This window comes from Streptomyces chisholmiae, from assembly GCF_031845445.1.
Classification (GTDB): Bacteria; Actinomycetota; Actinomycetes; order Streptomycetales; family Streptomycetaceae; genus Streptomyces; species Streptomyces chisholmiae.
This window is the reverse complement of sequence record NZ_JAVREO010000007.1, coordinates 241544-258876: the sequence shown is the minus strand read 5'-3', so window position 1 is coordinate 258876 and position 17333 is coordinate 241544. Positions and strand designations below refer to the sequence as shown.

Here is a 17333-nt window from a genome sequence, read left to right as displayed (position 1 = left end):
TGACGAGGGCGTCGCCGCTACCTGGCGGCTCCGGCCGACTCCCGCATCAGACGCAGCAGCGCGTCCCGGGCCTCGGTGGTGTTCTCGTTCGACTTCTTCGAGATGAATCCGGTGAGGGTGCGGCGTTCCGAACCGGCCGTGGGGTCCACCCGGTTGATCTGGTGCGCCGTGCCGGCCCGCACCAGTACCAGCCGGTTGGGCTTGGGCAGGATCGCCACCGGGCTGACCCGCGACCGCCGGACCTGCAGTTCCATCTGCGCGATGAAGTCCTCGAAGTCGGCGCTCGACGCCGGCGGCGGGTCCTCGTCCAGGATCATCAGTTCGCCACCCCACGACGCCTTCCAGGTGTCGTGGAGGAAGAGGATGTACTCGCCGCGGCGGCCACCGCCCACGTCGTTGTGCCAACTCAGCCGGCTGCCCGCCGGATACCGCCAGAAGGTGAAGGCCGCCCGGTCCCAGTCGTCGCCGTTGGCCCCGAAGATGCCCGGCTCGGCCGCCACCACGCTGAGGATCTTCTCGTAGGCCTTCGGCCGGCCGCCGCCGCCCGGGCTGCCGAGTGCGGCGCCTTTCAGATAGGCGCCACGGGACCGGTACGCCTGGCCGTCGGTGTCCGGGTAGATGACGCTGTTCACCTCCGAGAAGGTGGAGCGGTCCAGCTGTCCGCGCAGCTCCGTCAGCGTCGCCTCGTCGAGGAAGTCGTCGAAGACGACAAACCTGTCCCGTCGGTGCGTTTCACGCATGATTTTCCTCTCCCTTCAGCTCGGCCAGAGCCGTCGTCCAGCCGGCCACCGTCCGGAACTCGGCGTCCACGAAGGCTTTCTCCGGAAGCTCAAGACCGGTTTCCTCACCCACGCGCACGGCCAGCCTGATCCAGTCGAGAGAACCGAGCCCGAACTGGACCAGGTCCCTGTTCCGCAGGCTCTCGTCCGTCATGATCGCGTCGCGGGAGAACGACGTGCCCCCGAGATCAGCCAGCATCCGCGCCAGTTGTGCGGCGACCAGCGCCCCGAGCTCGCGGTCGGACTCCGCGCCGCCGCCCCGTTCAGTTCCCACTGCCTACCTCCTCGCGCACCCAGGCGATCAACGAGTCCCGGTCGAGTTTTCCGAGCACATTGCGCGGCACCCGCGGGCACCACAGGACGCGCGGGCGCGGCACCGTGGCCGGCAGCCCGGCCAGGCAGCGCTCCAACGCGGGCTCGGCGAGCGCGGCGTCCCGCTCCACCACGGCGTAGAGGTCCTCGATCGCCGTGGCGCCCGCCCGGCCCAGGACCAGCAGCCGCACGTCGGTGACCCCGGGGATCCGCCGCAGCCGGCGGGTGATCGCGTCGGCGTCCACGAACCGGTCGTTGAGGCGCAGACCGGGCCGCAGCCGGTCCAGGTGGTGGTAGACGCCGTCCGCGTCGCACCGGACCAGGTCGCCGGTGTGCCAGACCTCGGTCGGCTCGGCACCCAGCACCCCCTCGACCGGCGCCGGCAACTTGATGACCAGCTCCCCCTCCGCGCCCGGCGCCGGTCGCAGGACCCGGACGCCGGCGACCGGCCTGCCGATGCCGCTGGTGCCGAGGAACGTGCCGCCCGTCTCGGTCGAGCCGTAACCGCGCTGCGGCGGCCGGCGGAACCGCGCCGTGAACGCCTCGGCCAGCTCCTCCGGCACCCGACCCGCTCCCACCAGGGTGGCCCGCACGGACTGGGCGCCGCTGCGCCGCACCTCCACGAGGAGCCGCGCGATGCCCGCCGTCAACGCGACGACCGAGACCGCTCCGGTGTCCATCAGCCGGGCCAGCGCCCGCGCCTGGTTGGGCGGTGTGCTGTACAGGTCGCAGCCCGTCAGGAGCGTGCTCATGGCCACGCCCCAGCCGTAGGAGTGGGTCATCGGCACCGGCACCGCGACCCGGTCGGCGGGCGTCAGCGCGAGGTAGTCCTGGTAGCCGGCGGCCTCCGCCAGCACGCTGGCGACGCCGCGCCTGGCCAGTCTGGGCGCGCCCGTGCTCCCTGAGGTCGGCATCAGAACGGCCGTCCGCTCCAGCCCGGGCACGGTCGCGTGCCCGGCCGCCGGTGTGACTTCCAAGGCTCCGCGTAGGTGACAGACGCCGGTCAGCTCCGCTGGCAGGTTCCGGTCGTGTGGCGCGATCAGCGGGACCGCGTCGAGCCGCCACGCCGCCAGCATCCCGCCGGCCAGGTCGGCCGCGGCCAGCCCGGTCAGCAGCACGACGTGCCCGGGCCGCACGCCGGCGGCCGAGAGCCGGGCGCCTGCGGTCTCGACGATCCCGCCGTCGCCGCCGAGGACCCGCCCGTCGACGCGGGAGCCCTGGGCCAGGACGCGGGCCGCCAGGGACGGCCGATCCTCGCTCACGTCGACTCCCCCACCCCTGCGGCGTCCAGGCCGTCCCGCACCGCCGGCACCGGCAGCGTGACCACCTGCTCGTCCAGCAGCCCGGGGTCGCCGGTGGCCCGGTAGGACTCCAGCAGGCGGCGCGTCGCGGGGCGGAACTCGACGGTGTGCTCGGCCCCGTTCAGCCGCACCCGGACGCGGCCCGGGGCGAACAGGTCACCGCGCAGGTGGAGGGCCACCTCCTCGGCTCCGGTCACCTCGATCCGGATCGCGTCCCGCGCCAGCCGTTCGGCGTGGACCTCCGCCACGGCCTGGGGTGTGATCCCCCGCAGGGCGACCCAGTGGCACCGGCCGTGCTCGTCGTCGACGGCCCGATGCCTGATGTCGGTCACCGCTCCCGGCCGGCGTCGGGCGGCCAGCCAGTCGGTCACCTCCCGGAAGAGCGGGCCGTCCCCGTTCACCAGGTCGAGGGTCTCCAACGCGTGCTGACCGCCGGCCACCTCGGTGTACCGCAGCTGTCCGTGTCCGGCCGCGCGCAGTTGGGCCACCGACTCCCGGTCGAACCGGGGCGGGATCTGCGTGTCCTGGGCGCCGTGCACCACGAACAGCGGCAGCGGCAACACGTTGTGCAGCAGCGCGCGCTTCCTGCGGTCGGTGCCGAACGTCTCCCACATCGACAGCGCCCCGTTGATCGGCAGCGCGGCGCTGAGGCGGTCGCCGTACCGCATCGCCAGGTTCCAGGTGGCCAGCGCCCCCATCGAGGTGCCGCCGAGTACGCAGCGGTCCGGATGGGCGTTGAGCGTGGTCCGCGCCCAGCGCAGCGCGGCCAGCGGGAAGTCGGCGCCCTCAAGGTCCCAGCACGGCGCGTCGAAGCGGTTGCCGAAGAGGCCCGCCAGGTCCAGTTGGTTCGACCGGCTCCGCACCGGTCGCGCCGTCGGGCAGAGAAGGGAGACGTTCAACCGCCGCGCGAACGCCTGGAACCGGCGCAGCAGCGCGGGGCCGCTGCCGCCGACGCCGTGCAGCAGCACCAGGGCGCCCATCTCACGGGCGTCGGTGCCCTCCGGGGTGTAGACGGCCAGCTCCGTGGTGCGGCCCCGGACGTCGGTCAGGACCACTTCCCGCAGCCCCGGCTCCGGCACCGGCGGGTTCTGACGGTCGGCCAGCAGCCGGCGCGCGGCGGCCAGGTCCAGGCCGCGGCGGGTGAACAGCGCCAGCGCTTCGTCGGGATCGCCCTCGGCACAGAGCCGGCGCGCCCGGTGAGGGCTCGGCTCAGTCGGCACGGGACACCTCCGCCGCGACGGCGGGGCGCGGGCCGCCCGGGGCGGACGGCCCGGCGAACCGCAGCGTCCCCAGGCAGACGGGCACCCGGTTGCGACGGCGCGCCTTGGCGCGGGCCAACTGGAGCGCGCCGAGGACGTCGGCGGCCAGGACCGGGAACTCCAGGGTGTCGGCGCCACGCGCCCGTGCCACCGGCCCCAACGCCCGCACCAGCGCGGCGAGCGCGGCGGGGTCCGGGCCGAGGCTCACGCTCGATACCAGCCGGCGGCCGTCCAGCACCCAGGCGATCCGCCGCGTCCGCGGGGACGACGACCGCCCACGGGCGGTTTCGGCGAACAGGTCGACGACGGCGGACGCGTCGCTGGCCGCGCCGAGCGGCAGCTCCGTCTCGCCGCGGAACCACCGCCGGCCGGCCGCCACGACCGGCGGCCGATCGTCCCCTGACGAGGTGTCCGCCGGCAGCGGCAGGGTGACGCGGTGCACCAGCGGCCGGCCCGGGCGCACGCCCAGCAGCTCGGCGATGCCCGACTCCGGCATCCCCGGCTCGTACCAGACGGCGATCCCGGCCAGGCCCTCGGACCTGGCCGCCGAGCGCAGCGCGAACGCCAGCCGCATCGCGGCCCCCGAGCCGCGCACGTCCTCACGGACGTGGACGCCCTTCAGGAAGAGGTAGGGACCCCAGCGCAGGCTCCGGTGGACCGCGCTCAGCCGTCCGGACGGGTCGGTCAGTCCCAGCCAACGGAAGTCGTCGGCGGCGGCCAACTCCTGCCGCAGGCGCTCGTCCGCCAGCCCGAAGCCGCCCGTCACCGCGCGGATCTCCGGCGCGTCCGCCGGCACCAACTGGCGCACCACACCGTCAGCGCCCGGCATGCCGATCGCGGGCTGGGGCGGACTGGCGAGATCGCCAGAATGAACGGCGGTCATGGAATCCCTTCGGCGATGACGGCGGCCAGATACGATCTTTTTCTCAATAAGCAAACACACGCGATAGTAAATGACTGAAATCAGGGAGAGCGGAGTGTGACCTGATGGCGGATTCTTGTCAACCCACGTGGGACTTGCGCCGTCCACGCGTGAAACCGGCCGATTCCGAGTCAGCCACCAGGCCACGTCGATCCGTGCCGCCTCACGGGTGAGACATCACACGGACCCGCGGCTCACGCCGCGTCACCCTGCCGCACACAGACCGAGCGGTCGGTCAGAACGGGTCGCAGGACGGCGCGGCGACCTTGTACAGGAACTCCGCGTCTACCAGGTTGAAAAGCGCCTCACAGGCACCGTCGAACCGCTTGGAGTCGACGACCATCAGGCTGTCCATGCCCTCCTTGTCGAAGGCCAGCCCCGCCTTCTCCATCGTCGCCCGCGGGTCTGCGGCGAGGTTCTTCGCGAACTCCTCGTCGTAGGCCAGACGGCCGATGAGCGCGTCGATGGTCATGCCCGCCCGCATCGCGGAGTCAACCTGGTCCCGGGTGAGCTGGAGAGTTTCTGCCATGCCTGAACACCTCCGTGGAGTAGGTAATTGCATTCGCACACTAAGGCGCTTTTAAAGCGACTGTCAACGGCGCTCCGGAAGCAAAGAGATTTCCCAGAGAGAAGTGCCGAGAAATTCCGGGAAAGGCAGTGGGTACCGATCGGGCCAGGTCCCGGGAACGCGGCACCCAGCGGAAGGGGCCGGCGGTGCGCACCGCCGGCCGGGCGGTTCACCGCACCGCGCGCAGGGGGCCGTCCACCCGCTTCGAACCCCCCAGCTCGACGGCGAACCGCTCCCACGCTCTCGCGTAGTGGCTCGCCACCTCGGCGAGCGCCTGGGCGCAGTGCGGTGGCACGGTGGACAGCAGTTGCTCACCGGCCGCCAACACCCGATCCTGACCGTTGAGCCAGCGCAGCAGGGCGCGCCCGCTGTCCGTGAAGCGGATCGACGGATCGTTGGAAAGGGTCTCCAGGGCCCTGATGCGCGACTGACCCGCCGGCCCGGGAGCGCCGTCCCGGCCGGTCGGGACCGCGGGGATACCGCGTCGGGATGCCGCGACGATGAGTTCGGCCAGGGGTGAGGGAGCCCCGCCCGCGTCGCCTTCCCCGGACGCCGGCCGGCGTGTCTCGGGCACGGGCATTGCGGCCTGGGAGCGCAGTTCCTGCCGCAGGCGATGGGCGGTGCTGATGGAGACCTCGGCTTCCCTGGCCACCTCGCGCAGGGTCACTCCGGGTCTCTCGACCAGCAGTGCGAGGGCCCGGTCCCGCCGTTCCGCCATGTTGACGGGACGCACCCGGCCGTCCCGGCCCAGGCGTCCGGCCGACGCTTCCGACTGAGGATTTTCCTCGGTCGGAAGGCGCTTTCTGGCCGCTCCGACGGTCTTCGGCGAGACCCCGGTGACGGTCGCGATGGCCCGGTCCGACCAGTGTGCATGAGAGGCGAGGATGCGGACGACGGCCGCCTTGCGCTCGCGGAGCGTGAGCGGCAGCCCGTGGTTGACGTTGCTCTCCACGGAGCGGATGAACATCTCGTCCGGAGTCCCATCGACATACCGGACAGCGATCTCCCGCCTGCCCCGCAGGGCCGAGGCCCGCATCCGGTGCATCCCGTCCACCACACGCCCCAGGGCCCGGTGCACCAGGATCGGCTCGAACTCCCGCCCGCTGTCGGCCAGCGCCCGCGCGTGCTCTTCGTTCACCCCTTCCATGCGGGGCGTGTCCGCCGGAAGCAGTTCGTCGATCAGTACGGTTTGGATCGGTTGCTGCGCTTCATCACACAATGGTCATGTCCTCTCAGCCCACAACGTGCACACACCAGTCGAGGCTCGGTCGCGCACCCGGGTCGCGGCTCCCGGTCTCCCGGTACCGTCGCGCGGCGCGGCCCGCCGGCCACGCCCAGGACCCGGCGTGGCCGCCCACGCCCCGGGTTCCTCGCGACACAGGAGTGCTCGGCGGCCTCCTGATACCTCTCCGCCATCCGCCCTCCCTGAACCTCGCGAGTACGCGATCGCACACCTGAGGGAACGTCACAGATATGCGGCATGCCAGTCAACCCCTCGTTTCGGAACGCGGATGCTCAGCGGGCGCTCACCGGCGCGCGACGAACATCAGGCACGCCATAGGCCCCGCACACGCCGGCAACGGTGGGTGGGCAACGCGAGATGCCGGACGACGGACATCGGTCGACGTCAGCGCGACCATGGGCACACTTTGCGATCCGAAAGCATAGAAACGGGACCGTCAGGGCAGAGATCCCGTGCGGCCCGGCGCACTCCCGCCGGCGGTGTCGGCCTGCCACTCCCCCGGCGGGCGGCAGGCCTCGCACGGCAAGCGGCCGCGGCCAGGCCCGCTCCCACGGGAGCGGGCGGCGGCGCGCAGCGCGGACCGCGCTCTCCTCCGCCGGCACACGGCCGATCTGGTGCGGGAGCCGCTCGACGTCTTCTGCGACGAGCTCCTGATCGGTCTGGGCGCCGACAACTCCGACGACGTCGCTGTTCTGGCCCTCCGCCCTGCCCCGCCGTCCTGATCAGCGGCCCCCGGCGCACCGGGACGGGCGCTCCGTGGCGGTCGGGGCGGCGGCCGGCCGGATGCCTCGTCAGGTCGTGATGTCGGGCAGCCAGTCGACGGTCAGGATGCGGGCGATCTGGTGGCGCCGCGATTCGATCATGTACTCGACGACGCCGTAGACCTCGGTCTCGTCCTCGATCACGGCGCGGCGCAGCGAGTCCGACCAGGGGTAGGACAGCGGGTGCCCGGCCTCGTCCGCCTGCCACTCCAGCCGGCGGACCAGCACCCGCAGCGCGTCCCAGGGCGGGCTGCCGTGGTGCTTGACCAACTGCTCCTCAAGGTTGGGGTCGCCGTAGACGTCCCACCGACTCACGCGGCACCCTCGATCCGACGCCACGGACCCTCACCGAACGCGGCCTCCGCGTACTGCTGCGCACGGCCGGGACGCTGGGAGAGCCGACCACAGGACCACCAGTAGCGCAGCACCCGACGACGAGCCGCCTCGTCGGTGGCGGCGCCGATCTCCTCGCGGGCACGGGCCTGGTCGCCGAGGTCCTGCATGGCGACGATCTCCTCGGGGCTGGGCATCTCGCCCGCCGTCTCGGGACTCTGACTCATCACGCCTCCACTCGCCGTCCCCAGCAGGGTAACGGCTCCACCCGGCGCGATGACCCGGTACGCCGGAGCCGAGCCGGCCGTCACGCCCGGAACGCGGCCTGCGCGGCGCGCGGTTCGGGACCGGCGGCCGGCTCGGGCGGCGGCCGGGTCAGGTGCCGCAGGTGATGCGGGGGTTGTCGGCGGCGAAGATGTCGTCCGCGTCGGCTTCCTCGTCCCAGACCCAGACGTGCAGGAGGTAGTAGGGGACGACGCTGGAGGGTTCGAGCTCCTGTCCCAGGAACTCGCCCGGCGTGCGGGAGGCGTACTCGACGCCGAGCAGCCGAAGGCCGCCGTCCGGGTAGGGCTCGTAGACCAGGACGTTGGGGCGGGTCAGGTCCAGGTCCTCCGCGCTGTCGGCGACCGACCGCAGGTAGTGGAGGCCCTTCTCCGGCAGGCACTCGGAGGTCCGCACGAAGCCGTCGGCCTCCGCTCGGGTCACATCGTGGTAGGCGGCGGTGGCGCGTTTCACGGTGGCCAGGTCCCGCCACGGCGGGATGTCGCTGTTCGGCGCGGCCGGCGCGGCCAGCGCGCCCGCCGGGATCAGGGCCATCGTGGTGGCCAGACCCAAGGCCCTCGACAGCAGCCGGGCGTTCTCACGCATGTGCCCTCCAGAGAGTTCGATACCCACGTCGAAGACTCGCCCGTCCCCGGTCGCGGCGCCACGTGGGCGTGGCGGACGGGTGACCGCCGGCGACTGGCGGAACATCGCGGCTGCTGGTGGGGGCGCCAGCCGTCGACCGGCCGGCCGGCGCCGAACCAGGCGCGCATCCACTCCTCGACGCGCCGCCGACCCCGGTAGACCGGCCCGTAGCACTCGGTGATCACGCAGTCGTCGGTCAACGTGGCCAGCACCGCGGCCGTGTCGTGCCGCCGCCAGGCGTCGATGGAGGCGTGGAGTTGGGTTGCCGATCGGCCTGTAGGGCGGTCGGTCTTGGCTTCCGTGCGACCGAGACACCGCCGTACTCCCCCGCCTCGACGGCGAGTTGGCCCGCCGGTCGGTCTGTGACGGAACGGGTGGGGCCGTAGGGTGGGCTGGTGAGGACGGATGAGTCTCGTATCAGCCGGCTGCGCCGATTAGTCCCGCGATCGGCCCTGCCGCCGGCCGTCGCCACGGGGTGCCTGCTCCTCGCCATCGGCGTTGGTTGGAGCGGTGTGTTGTTCGTCGTCCTGGATCAGGTGATCCCCGGTTGGGTGGTGAGCGCGGTACTGCTCGTGGGGTCCCTGGTCCTGATGCGGGTCGTCCTGGTGCGGCGACGGCGGTCGGCGGCCGGCGGGCCGCCGCCGCGGCGCGTGACGCCGTCCCGCGTCGTCCGTGGCCTGCTGGCGACCGTGGCCGGCCTGGTCAGCGCGTTCGGCCTGGCGCGCGACGTCGTGGCGGACTATCACGTTCTTCAGCCCGCCGGCCCGGACGGGTGCCGGGCCGTGGTGCGGGAGGCCTGGTTCATCAAGGCCGGCTGGGGGGACGTGTACGCCGCGGGCCCGATCGACATCGTCCGGGAGCCGTCGGGTTCCTGGCGCACCGATGACGGCTACCGGCCCATCGACGCGGGCACGTACGAGCTGACCTGGTACGAGAAGAGCGGCCGGCTGAGGGTCTACGGCGACGAGGTCAACCCGGTGATGGGCGGTACGCACCGCGTCGACTGCGATTGACGCGGAGGGGGCGGACCAGCGGAACCGGTTTCACGGTTCGTCGTCGCGGCGCGAGAACAGCAGCACGTCGCGGCGCGCGGCCCCGATCTGCCGCCGCCCCCTCCCTCATGTCGGAAGCCCACACACTCCGCCGTGCGGACGGGGGTGTTTCCGGGGACCGTCCATGCGCCCGTGATGCCCGTGCCGGCGAGGCCCGGGGTTGGTCCACGGTCGCTGGGCGCGGTCCCGAAGGTCAACCCGTCCGCGGCTCGTCGGGGGGCGGTGGGTGGCGTTGGGCCTCGAAGCGTCGGAGCAGGGCGAGTTGGCGGTGGTGGGCGGTGCGGACCAGGCGCGCGGCCGTGGGAACGAGGGTGAGGAGGAGGATGGCCAGGGTGAGGAGGGTCAGGGCCAGCCAGTGGGTGTGGTGCGCGTAGCCGGCTCCGGCCAGGGCCGCCGTGCCGGCGATGAGGAGGAGGGTGCGGATGCCGGACGTGCCGTCGCGGTCGTGGTGGTGGACGGCGATTCTGGCGGCTCCGGCCTGGGCGGGGGTGACCGCGTCCGGTCGCGACCGGACGTGAGGCGGCCAACAGGCGTTCCACCAGGCACCATTGGGGGTTGTCCGGTGGTGGTGGCCGGCCCAGGCGGCGCGGTGGCGGGCCGCTTCGGAGTCGTCGCGCAGGAAGACCAGGGTGCGACTGCCGCCGCCGCGGATCTCGTCCAGGCGGTAGCCGAACTCGTAGGCGATGGCGACCTGGAGGCGGCCGTCGGTGTGGACGGTGATCGACACCCGCTCGGCACCGTCGAGGCGGGCGATGAACTCGTGTTCGTTCATGCCGGGGGCCGGTGGGAGGGCGTGGGCGCGGCGCGGGGCGGTGGGGCGGGCGTGTCGGCGGGTGCCGTGATGGCGTCGGCGAGTTGCCGTGGGTGGGTGAGTTGGGGGTGGTGGCCGGCGCCGTCGAGGGTGGTGACGGTGGCGTGGGGGAGGGCGTCGAGGAGGGCGTGTCCGTCGGGGGTGAGTGGGTCGTTGGCGCCGACGATGACGTGCACGGGGCCGGGGTGGCGGCGCAGGGCGGCCCGCAGGGCGGCGCGCCAGCGGGGCCGGGCGGTGGCGGCGAGCAGGCGGGCGGCGGTGGCGGCGGTGCCGCGGCGGAGGTCGGTGACGCTGGAGCGGAGCGCGTCGGCGTGCGCGGTGGTGCCGGTGAGCCGCTGGGCCAGGGCCTCGGCGGACACCCGGCTCAGGTACCAGCGGCTGACGGGCGCCCACCCGCTCGGGCGGGTCGGGGACGGTTGGAGGAAGAACGGTGCGACGAGGGTGAGTCGGTGTACCGCGTCGGGGTGGGCGGCGGCTGCCTCGACGGCCGCGGCGGCGCCGAGAGAGTGGCCGACCAGGTGGGTGGCGCCGGCCTCGCCGGTCAGGGCGGCCGTCCAGGCCGGCCAGTCCGTTTCGCCGCCCGCGCTCATGCCCAGGCCCGGCAGGTCGAGGGCGCGGGCATGGCCCAGCTCGGCGACGACCGGCGCCCAGGTGTCGGCGTTGACGGGCAGCCCCGGCAGCAGCACGGTGGGCGCCTGTGGTGCGCCGAGTTGGAAGGTGCGGACGCCGCCCGGGGTGGTGAACCGCCGGTCGCCGGCCGGGGCGTGGCCGAAGCGGTGGGCGGCGAGGTGGTCGGCCCAGCGGAGGATCGTCGTGGTGGTGTCGGGCGGGGTCAGCTGGTGGCGGGCGGCGAGGGCGTGTGCCGACGCGGTCGGGTAGCGGTCGCTCGACAGGAAGGTCAGGGTCTCCGGGTCGGCCCCGGTGAGTCGCCGGGGCAGGCGCCTGAGTAGCGGCACCGGGACGCGGGCTCGGGGTGCTCGGACGCGGTAGTGGTCGGCGACGAGCGTGAGTAGTTCGGGAAGAGGTGGGGTGTCGTCGGCGAGCGGCCAGTAGGCGGCGCGTGCGGTGGCCGGGTCGGTCGGCAGCAGGGTCATGAAGCGGGCGAGGTGGTCGGCGGCGACCACCGGGACGAAGGTGTGCGCGTTGCCCGGCAGTGCCGGCAGGGTGCCCTGCCAGAGGTCCTTGAGGCTCTGCGCGAGGCCCAGATACTGGTCGGTCGCGCCGGTGCGGCTGTCGCCGATGACGCTCGACGGGTTGACGACGGACCAGGGCAGGCCGAGCCGTTCGGCCTCGGCCCGGAAGACGGTGTCGGCCTCGACCTTGGATGCCTCGTAGGCGCCGAGGGTCCGGTAGGCGCGCCGGCGCCGCTCCGCGCTGAGGTCGACGGGGTCCCCCTGGCCGCCGACGCGGTAGCCGGAGACGTGGACCAGCCGGCGCAGGCGCGGCAGGCGGGCCGCGAAGGCGACGACGGCGCGGACGGTGTCGACGTTGGCGCGGCGGGCCTCGTCCTCGCTCATGCCGAACCGGTAGGCGCCGGCGCAGTTGTGGACCTCGGTGATGTCGTCGCACTCCCCCGCTATCAGCGTGGGCCGGGTGTAGTCGACGCGGAGGTCGGGCGGTGGCCGGTGGACTTCGCGCTCGGCCAGCCAGTGGGTCAGTCGGCGGTGGGCGGCCGGGCTCCGGTTGGCGGTGCTGACCCGGACGCCGGCCTGGTGGAGCGCCAGCACGAGGTGGCGTCCGATGAGGCCGCTGGCGCCCAGGACCAGGGCGTGGCGGTCGGGGGCGGTCATGGTGTGGGCCCGGCGTCGTGGTCGAGCAGCGCGGCGAGGGCGATGGCCGCGTGGTGCAGCGGCTCGGTGGAGCGTTGCGCGCGGGAGACGATCATCGCCCCCTCGACCATGCTGACCGCAGCGGTCGCCAGGGCGCGGGCGGCGGGCCGGGGCCGGCCGTGGGTGACGAGCAGCTCGGTCACCGGGGCGATCCAGGACTCGAAGGTCCTGGCGCAGGCCGCGCGCAGCCGTTCGCTGCGCCCGCCCATCTCCAGGGTCACCACCGAGACGGGGCAGCCCAGTTGGTAGTCGCTCTCCTCGACCAGGCCGGCCAGCACGGTGGTCAGGTGGCGCACGGCCGCCCCGGGGGTGGCGGACTGGCGGGCCGCGTCGGCGAGGAGGTCGGCGAAGCGGGTGGCGGCCAGCTCGACGGCCCGCTCGCCGAGGGCTTCCTTGCCCTCGGGGAAGTGGAAGTACAGCGAGCCCTTGGGGGCGCCCGCGTGGGCGACCACGGTGTTGAGTCCCGTGCCGCTGTAGCCGTCGCGTTGGATCAGTTCGAGCATCGACTCGGCCAGCCGTGCGCTGGTGCGTGCTCCTTTGGGTCCGGTCACACCGCGATAATAGACCGGTCTATAGATTCTTGCGAGGGCTGCCACTCGGGGCACCCCACCGGCTGCCGGCCGCCTCACTGGCGGTCAGAACGCTGTGGGCGCACGGTCCTTCCGCGGTGGGGGGCGCCGTAGGCCTGCCGCCAGGTGCGGAGGTGCGCGCGGTCGCCGAGGCCGGCTCCGTTGAGTTCGATCAGCGTGGCCAGACGGGCCCCGCGCAGCCAGGGCCCGAGGACGTCCCGGTGCACCAGGACGATGCCGTTGGCGACGGCGAACTCTGCCGCCTGCGTGGTGAATCGGGTGTTGGTGACGCAGAGCGCGAGGTCCGCGGCGAAGTGGGTGCGGGTGCCCAACAGGCGTTGCATCGTGGGGGCGTCGACGCCCCGCTTCGGGTTCAGCCGCTTGCACTGGACCACCATGGTGCGCCCGTCCGGCAGCCGACCGGTGACGTCGCGGCCCTGGTCACCGCCACCACCGACGCGTTCGACCTCGGTGCAGCCGTCCTCCCGGAGACGGGCGGCCACCAGCTCCTCGAAGGCCGTACCGGAGAGGGTGTCGACCGTGGTGAGGGAACGGCTGTTGGCCAGGACCGCCTCCTGGCGCTGCCATTCCCGGTCGCGGGCCCGCAGCCGACGGTGCACGCGGCGCCCCCACCACGCCAGTACGGTCAGCCCCGCCACCAGGACGGCGGCGAGCACGACGCCCCAGCCCAGGGTGAGCACACCGGCGGCGAGCAGCAGGGCCCCGGCGGCCGCCAGCCGCCGAATCCGCTGTGCGCGTTGGGCCTTGCGGGAACGTCGTTTCGCCACGGGGTGGTCCTCCTGGAGATTGGCCTGCTGCCGGCGGCCGGGTCGTCGGCCAGGGCCGGTGCGGGTGGATGGGTCGGCAAGGGCGGCGGCCGGTCAGGACGGTGGGTCAGCTGTCCGAGCGGAACGCGCCGTGGACGCGGAGGTTGGCCTGGACGGAGATCTGGTCGTCGTTGGTGTGCATGATCCATGCCTCGCCGGTGCGCACGGACAGGTGGCGGTTGGCGTTCACCTTGCCCAGGTACAGCGACTCCCCGTGGACGACCAGCGTGAAGCGCTCGTGCTGGGTGGTCAGCTTGTCCCGGACCGTCAGGTCGGCGGCGGTGATCGCGCCACCGACGTCCAGGTCCCGCGTCGGGCGGAGCACCCCGTTGACGGTGACGTCACCGGCGGCGACGACGTTCGCGGCGGCGTTCAGCCCGCCGTCCACGTCCAGTCGGCCGTGGACCAGCAGCCGGGGCGGGCCGTCCTCGGTCTCCAGCACGCCGGCGACCGTCAACCCGCCCCGGATGGTGAGGCGTTGCTGGATCTGGGCCCGGCTGGCGGCCAGGTCGTTGAGATCCGCCTTGTCGGCCGCGACGGTCCCCCAGTCGCGGCTGCCGCCGCCCCGGAAGACGTTCACCCCGGCCGCCGGGAACTCGATCCAACCGGCCGCGTCGTCCCGACCCTGCACCCACTTCGTGTGGACTCCGTTCACGTCCGCCTGGTCGGCCGCGACCGTCCCCCACTCGTTGATGTTCTTGCGGATCTCCACTCCCGCCCCGGAGAAGGCGACGCGCCCCTTTTCCTGCGTGCCCTCGATCCACGGGGTGCGCGTTCCGCTTTCGAACTCGGGAATCCGCGCGTGCACCGTGGTGGTGAGGAAGTATCCCCCCACCGGGTTCGCCCCCGTCGTGCTCGTTCCCGCGATCAGGGTGTAGGTGGTGCCTCGCTTCGGGGCGGGGACGGCGTAGCGGTAGGGCTGCTGGGTCACTTGGGGGCCCGTGCTCGCCGCGAAAGCGGGGACCTCGTTACCCTCCGGGTCGCGCAGCCAGTAATCCAGGTTGCTCGGCCCGTCCCACAGCAGCGTTATCTTCTGCTCCTTGTCCGCGTCCACCCGGGAGGTCTTTTCCGGGCGGAAGTTGCGCGGGATCTTGGGCGTCTGCTTCACCACGCCGAGAGTTTCGGTGAAGGGGTCACGCCGGATGGGCCTGTTGCTGTCACCGCCGCCGGCCTTCTCGTGGATCTTGAGGCGCACCAGGCCCTCTTCGCCGGCCACGGGTATGCCGGCCAACTCCAGAACCAGCGACTCGTGGCTCGGCACTTCGAAGTTCTTTCCGGGCAGCTGCGCCCGGAAGACCGTCGCGCCTTGGAGGACGAGCTTGGGCTTCTCCCGTGGCTTCGTCGGGTAACTGGGGTCGACGCTCGGCTTGATGGCCTGCGGGTCGTTCGTCAGGCTTCGGGCGTCGTTGCCGACCGGGATCTCCACGTCGATGTACTCGCACTCGACCTTGGAGTGGTGCGTGTTGGAGACCAGCACGTACACCGCCCCCACGGAGGGTACACCGGGTTCCGAGGCTTGTAGCGAGGTCGGATTGGTGATGACGGAGTAGGTCAGCAAGGACGGCACGAGGTGTTTTCCCTACCTTCGGTGAGACACTGATGCGGGCGAAAGGCGCGTGGGAAGGCCGGTCGAAGGGCGCGGAGAACGGCAGCCTGGGAACGCGGGACGTCAGATATCCACACACGGCACGCCGGGACCGCCACCGGTGGCGGGGTCCTGGTGATGACATGGCGGGCGGAATGCCGTGCGGAATGCGAGTTCACGCGGGGCGCGTGGGCGGGCCGGCTGGTTTCCCCCAGCCGTCAGCGCGTTATCCGAATCCCCCGCTGTGCGGCGGATTGTCCTGTCGCTTCGGCCCGAACCCGTGAATCCGTCGCAGCACGGCTCCCCATTCTGTGCGCAGGACCGATGTTCCGCCCACAAGCATGTCCTGCCGGGCGGTTGGTGACCGCCGCTTGTTGACAACAGGCGTGAATCGCACCCTGGGTGGCCGAAAGTTCAGGCAATGGCCGGTGCGGGGGGCATCCGCGCGATGGCCCGGAGGATCTCCTCCCGGTTCCGCGCCCGTTTGAGCCAGGCCGGAAGGCGGGCCACCAGGGTCATCCGCTGGCGGGTGTCGTACCAGGTGGCGCGCTCACGGAGGGTGGCCTGGACGAAGTGCCGCAGCAGGTCGAGGTGTTCGAGGTTGTACGCCCACAGCCAGCCGTGCCGGGTCTGGACCTGGAGCCACAGCGGCTGCCCGAAGTACGGGTCCTTCGCCGGTTGGGCGGCGCCGGGCGAGAGCCGGCCGAGGTGGCCGTCCCACCGCCGGGACAGCCCGCAGCCGCCGCAGACCAGGCGGCGGGGACTGCGCAGGATCGGGCCCCCGGCAGCGGTGTCGCCGGGCGCGCGGACGACCCGTGCGGCCCGCGCGCACCCGGGGCAGCTGACCAGGACCAGGCCAACGAAGTGGTCGGTGGTGGCACGCGGATCGCGGAACCGGTCGGGCGGGCCTGTCATGTCACGAGTATGCGACCGACGCGCGGGGCGCCGCCCGCCGGTGCCGGGCCGGCGCTGCTTGGCTACCGCCCCGGTGCCCGTTCGTCGCGGTGCGTCGGTCTTTCGAGGGAGCGTCAGGCCGGCCTTCCCCACGCTTCGCCGACCCGCGCTTACGCCTTGACCGTCTTCATCAGCTTCACCAGGCTGGAGGCGCTGTCCGCCCCGTGTCCGGCGTCCATTCCGCGTCGGAACGGAGCAGCCATGGCGGCCGGCAGCGTGGGGTCGACGCCGCGTCGGCGGTTCACCGAGTGGACGGAGGCCGGGGTCTGGGCCAGGCTCTACCGCCTGGTCCTGGACGAGCTCGGCTCCCGCGGCGAACTGGACTGGGCCCGCCGCGCCGTCGACTCGGTGAACGCACGGGCTTCGCACCGGGAAACCTGACGGTTCCGCATCCCCGTCGACCGCGGCGAGTACGGCTCGAAGGCCCAGCTGGGTACCGAACGCACCATGGCCTGGCTCGCCGGCTGCCGCCGCCTCCACCGCCGCCACGCACACACAGCCGAACGTTTCCTCGCCTTCACCGGGATTGCCCGCGCCCCCTCATCCGCTACCGCGGACCCCCCCAGATGAAGCCTCGACCGCGCGCGGTCTCACCTGCCCTGGCTCGGCCTCGCCGGGTGGGACCGACCGGTGCGGGTTCAGCGAGTCCGGTAGCGGGCGTAGATCAGTCCGCTGGCGAAGGCACGCTCCTCGACCAGGTCGAGATCGAGGCGCACGCCGTCAGGGAAGAACCGCTTGCCGCCGCCGACCACGCTCGTGGTGATGAACATGTGGTATTCGTCGACCAGGCCAGCCGCGATCGCCTGGGCCGCCAGGTTCGGGCCGTCGACGGTGAGGTCGTGCTCAGCATCGGCCTTGAGCTTGCGCACGGCATCGGGGTCGAAGGTCCGCTCGATCCTGGTCTTCGCGCTGGACACCGAACCAAGCGTCGTGGAGTACACGATCTTCTCCGCAGCCTGCCAGTCGCGGGCGTACTGGAGGATGTGCGGCGGATGGTCGGGCTGGGTGTGTGCGGTTTCCCAGAAGACCATCGTCTCGTACATCCGTCGGCCGTAGAGGTACGTGCCGACGGGGCGGAAGAGGTCGTTGATGAAGGTGTGTACCTCCTCGTCGTCGGCTCCGGTACCGAGGTCGCCCTCCGCCGCCTCCGCGTAGCCGTCGAGCGAACTGACCATCGAGTAGATGAGCTTTGCCATGTGTCTCCTTCGGGTACGCGTGCGTCAGCATGTGACCGGTCCCGCAGGGGTGACTTGCGCACGACCCGGAACTCATCGCTCAGTTGGTGGGCGGTATGGACGCGGTTCCATCGGGGACGTTGGCGT

General features: G+C 72.5%; 20 protein-coding genes and 1 pseudogene. 2 read left to right on the top strand and 19 right to left on the bottom strand.

Translation table 11 applies throughout. The annotated features are described in order from the left end of the window. Window positions 1–17 precede the first annotated feature (17 nt). The 11 genes from RM844_RS14225 to RM844_RS33560 all read right to left on the bottom strand — a co-directional run bounded on the left by RM844_RS14225 (window position 18) and on the right by RM844_RS33560 (window position 8629). Window positions 18–740: a 2OG-Fe(II) oxygenase gene (locus RM844_RS14225; RefSeq protein WP_311667511.1), complete on the bottom strand. Its 723-nt coding sequence runs from the start codon at window positions 738–740 to the stop codon at window positions 18–20. Beyond that, window positions 733–1053 carry a phosphopantetheine-binding protein gene (locus RM844_RS14220; RefSeq protein WP_311667510.1) on the bottom strand — a complete coding sequence of 107 codons (321 nt, stop codon included), beginning with the start codon at window positions 1051–1053 and terminating at the stop codon, window positions 733–735. The genes RM844_RS14225 and RM844_RS14220 overlap by 8 nt, the downstream gene beginning before the upstream one ends. Beyond that, on the bottom strand, window positions 1043–2353 hold the full coding sequence (locus tag RM844_RS14215) for a class I adenylate-forming enzyme family protein (protein ID WP_311667509.1): 1311 nt from the start codon (window positions 2351–2353) through the stop codon (window positions 1043–1045). The genes RM844_RS14220 and RM844_RS14215 overlap by 11 nt, the downstream gene beginning before the upstream one ends. Next, entirely contained in the window at window positions 2350–3612 is a 1263-nt protein-coding gene (locus RM844_RS14210; RefSeq protein ID WP_311667508.1) for a hypothetical protein, read from the bottom strand. The genes RM844_RS14215 and RM844_RS14210 overlap by 4 nt, the downstream gene beginning before the upstream one ends. After that, complete coding sequence (locus tag RM844_RS14205; RefSeq protein ID WP_311667506.1) at window positions 3602–4480, bottom strand: hypothetical protein; 879 nt, start codon at window positions 4478–4480, stop codon at window positions 3602–3604. The genes RM844_RS14210 and RM844_RS14205 overlap by 11 nt, the downstream gene beginning before the upstream one ends. Before the next feature lie 328 nt (window positions 4481–4808). Then, the gene (locus tag RM844_RS14200) at window positions 4809–5102 is read right to left on the bottom strand and encodes an Os1348 family NHLP clan protein (RefSeq protein ID WP_311667504.1); all 294 of its coding nucleotides are present in this window, start codon (window positions 5100–5102) and stop codon (window positions 4809–4811) included. Between the two features lie 208 nt (window positions 5103–5310). Then, window positions 5311–6279, bottom strand: a complete 969-nt coding sequence (locus RM844_RS14195) for a ParB/RepB/Spo0J family partition protein (protein WP_449657325.1) — start codon at window positions 6277–6279, stop codon at window positions 5311–5313. 896 nt (window positions 6280–7175) lie between these two features. Next, window positions 7176–7460, bottom strand: a complete 285-nt coding sequence (locus RM844_RS14190; RefSeq protein WP_311667502.1) for a hypothetical protein — start codon at window positions 7458–7460, stop codon at window positions 7176–7178. Beyond that, the gene (locus RM844_RS14185) at window positions 7457–7705 is read right to left on the bottom strand and encodes a hypothetical protein (RefSeq protein ID WP_311667501.1); all 249 of its coding nucleotides are present in this window, start codon (window positions 7703–7705) and stop codon (window positions 7457–7459) included. The genes RM844_RS14190 and RM844_RS14185 overlap by 4 nt, the downstream gene beginning before the upstream one ends. A 148-nt stretch (window positions 7706–7853) precedes the next feature. Beyond that, on the bottom strand, window positions 7854–8345 hold the full coding sequence (locus tag RM844_RS14180) for a hypothetical protein (RefSeq protein WP_311667500.1): 492 nt from the start codon (window positions 8343–8345) through the stop codon (window positions 7854–7856). Continuing rightward, window positions 8285–8629 (bottom strand): YybH family protein, encoded by a 345-nt coding sequence (locus RM844_RS33560; RefSeq protein ID WP_394814506.1) that lies wholly within the window; start codon window positions 8627–8629, stop codon window positions 8285–8287. Before RM844_RS33560 ends, RM844_RS14180 begins: the two co-directional genes overlap by 61 nt. A gap of 150 nt (window positions 8630–8779) precedes the next feature. Between RM844_RS33560 and RM844_RS14175 the strand changes: the two genes are divergently transcribed. Then, entirely contained in the window at window positions 8780–9397 is a 618-nt protein-coding gene (locus RM844_RS14175) for a hypothetical protein (protein WP_311667499.1), read from the top strand. A gap of 232 nt (window positions 9398–9629) precedes the next feature. Here the strand turns inward: RM844_RS14175 and RM844_RS14170 are convergent, their stop codons facing one another. The 7 genes from RM844_RS14170 to RM844_RS33555 all read right to left on the bottom strand — a co-directional run bounded on the left by RM844_RS14170 (window position 9630) and on the right by RM844_RS33555 (window position 16214). Further along, complete coding sequence (locus RM844_RS14170; RefSeq protein ID WP_311667498.1) at window positions 9630–10208, bottom strand: hypothetical protein; 579 nt, start codon at window positions 10206–10208, stop codon at window positions 9630–9632. Beyond that, window positions 10205–12037, bottom strand: coding sequence for an alpha/beta fold hydrolase (locus RM844_RS14165; protein ID WP_311667497.1), 1833 nt, complete (start codon window positions 12035–12037; stop codon window positions 10205–10207). The genes RM844_RS14170 and RM844_RS14165 overlap by 4 nt, the downstream gene beginning before the upstream one ends. Further along, window positions 12034–12627: a TetR/AcrR family transcriptional regulator gene (locus RM844_RS14160; protein WP_311667495.1), complete on the bottom strand. Its 594-nt coding sequence runs from the start codon at window positions 12625–12627 to the stop codon at window positions 12034–12036. The genes RM844_RS14165 and RM844_RS14160 overlap by 4 nt, the downstream gene beginning before the upstream one ends. 74 nt (window positions 12628–12701) lie before the next feature. Beyond that, a complete protein-coding gene (locus RM844_RS14155) occupies window positions 12702–13433 on the bottom strand; it encodes a restriction endonuclease (protein WP_311667493.1) in 732 nt (243 codons plus the stop codon). 106 nt (window positions 13434–13539) lie between these two features. Further along, the gene (locus tag RM844_RS14150; protein WP_311667491.1) at window positions 13540–14964 is read right to left on the bottom strand and encodes a hypothetical protein; all 1425 of its coding nucleotides are present in this window, start codon (window positions 14962–14964) and stop codon (window positions 13540–13542) included. 507 nt (window positions 14965–15471) lie between these two features. Next, a complete protein-coding gene (locus RM844_RS14145) occupies window positions 15472–15972 on the bottom strand; it encodes a hypothetical protein (RefSeq protein ID WP_311667490.1) in 501 nt (166 codons plus the stop codon). A gap of 149 nt (window positions 15973–16121) precedes the next feature. Next, window positions 16122–16214 carry a hypothetical protein gene (locus RM844_RS33555; RefSeq protein WP_394814501.1) on the bottom strand — a complete coding sequence of 31 codons (93 nt, stop codon included), beginning with the start codon at window positions 16212–16214 and terminating at the stop codon, window positions 16122–16124. A gap of 7 nt (window positions 16215–16221) precedes the next feature. Between RM844_RS33555 and RM844_RS14140 the strand changes: the two are divergent. Further along, window positions 16222–16581, top strand: a pseudogene (locus RM844_RS14140) (hypothetical protein); the annotation flags it as partial. A 68-nt stretch (window positions 16582–16649) separates the two neighbouring features. On the opposite strand, the gene RM844_RS14135 reads toward RM844_RS14140, so the two are convergent. Continuing rightward, window positions 16650–17207: a dihydrofolate reductase family protein gene (locus tag RM844_RS14135; RefSeq protein WP_311667489.1), complete on the bottom strand. Its 558-nt coding sequence runs from the start codon at window positions 17205–17207 to the stop codon at window positions 16650–16652. Between the last annotated feature and the right edge of the window lie 126 nt (window positions 17208–17333).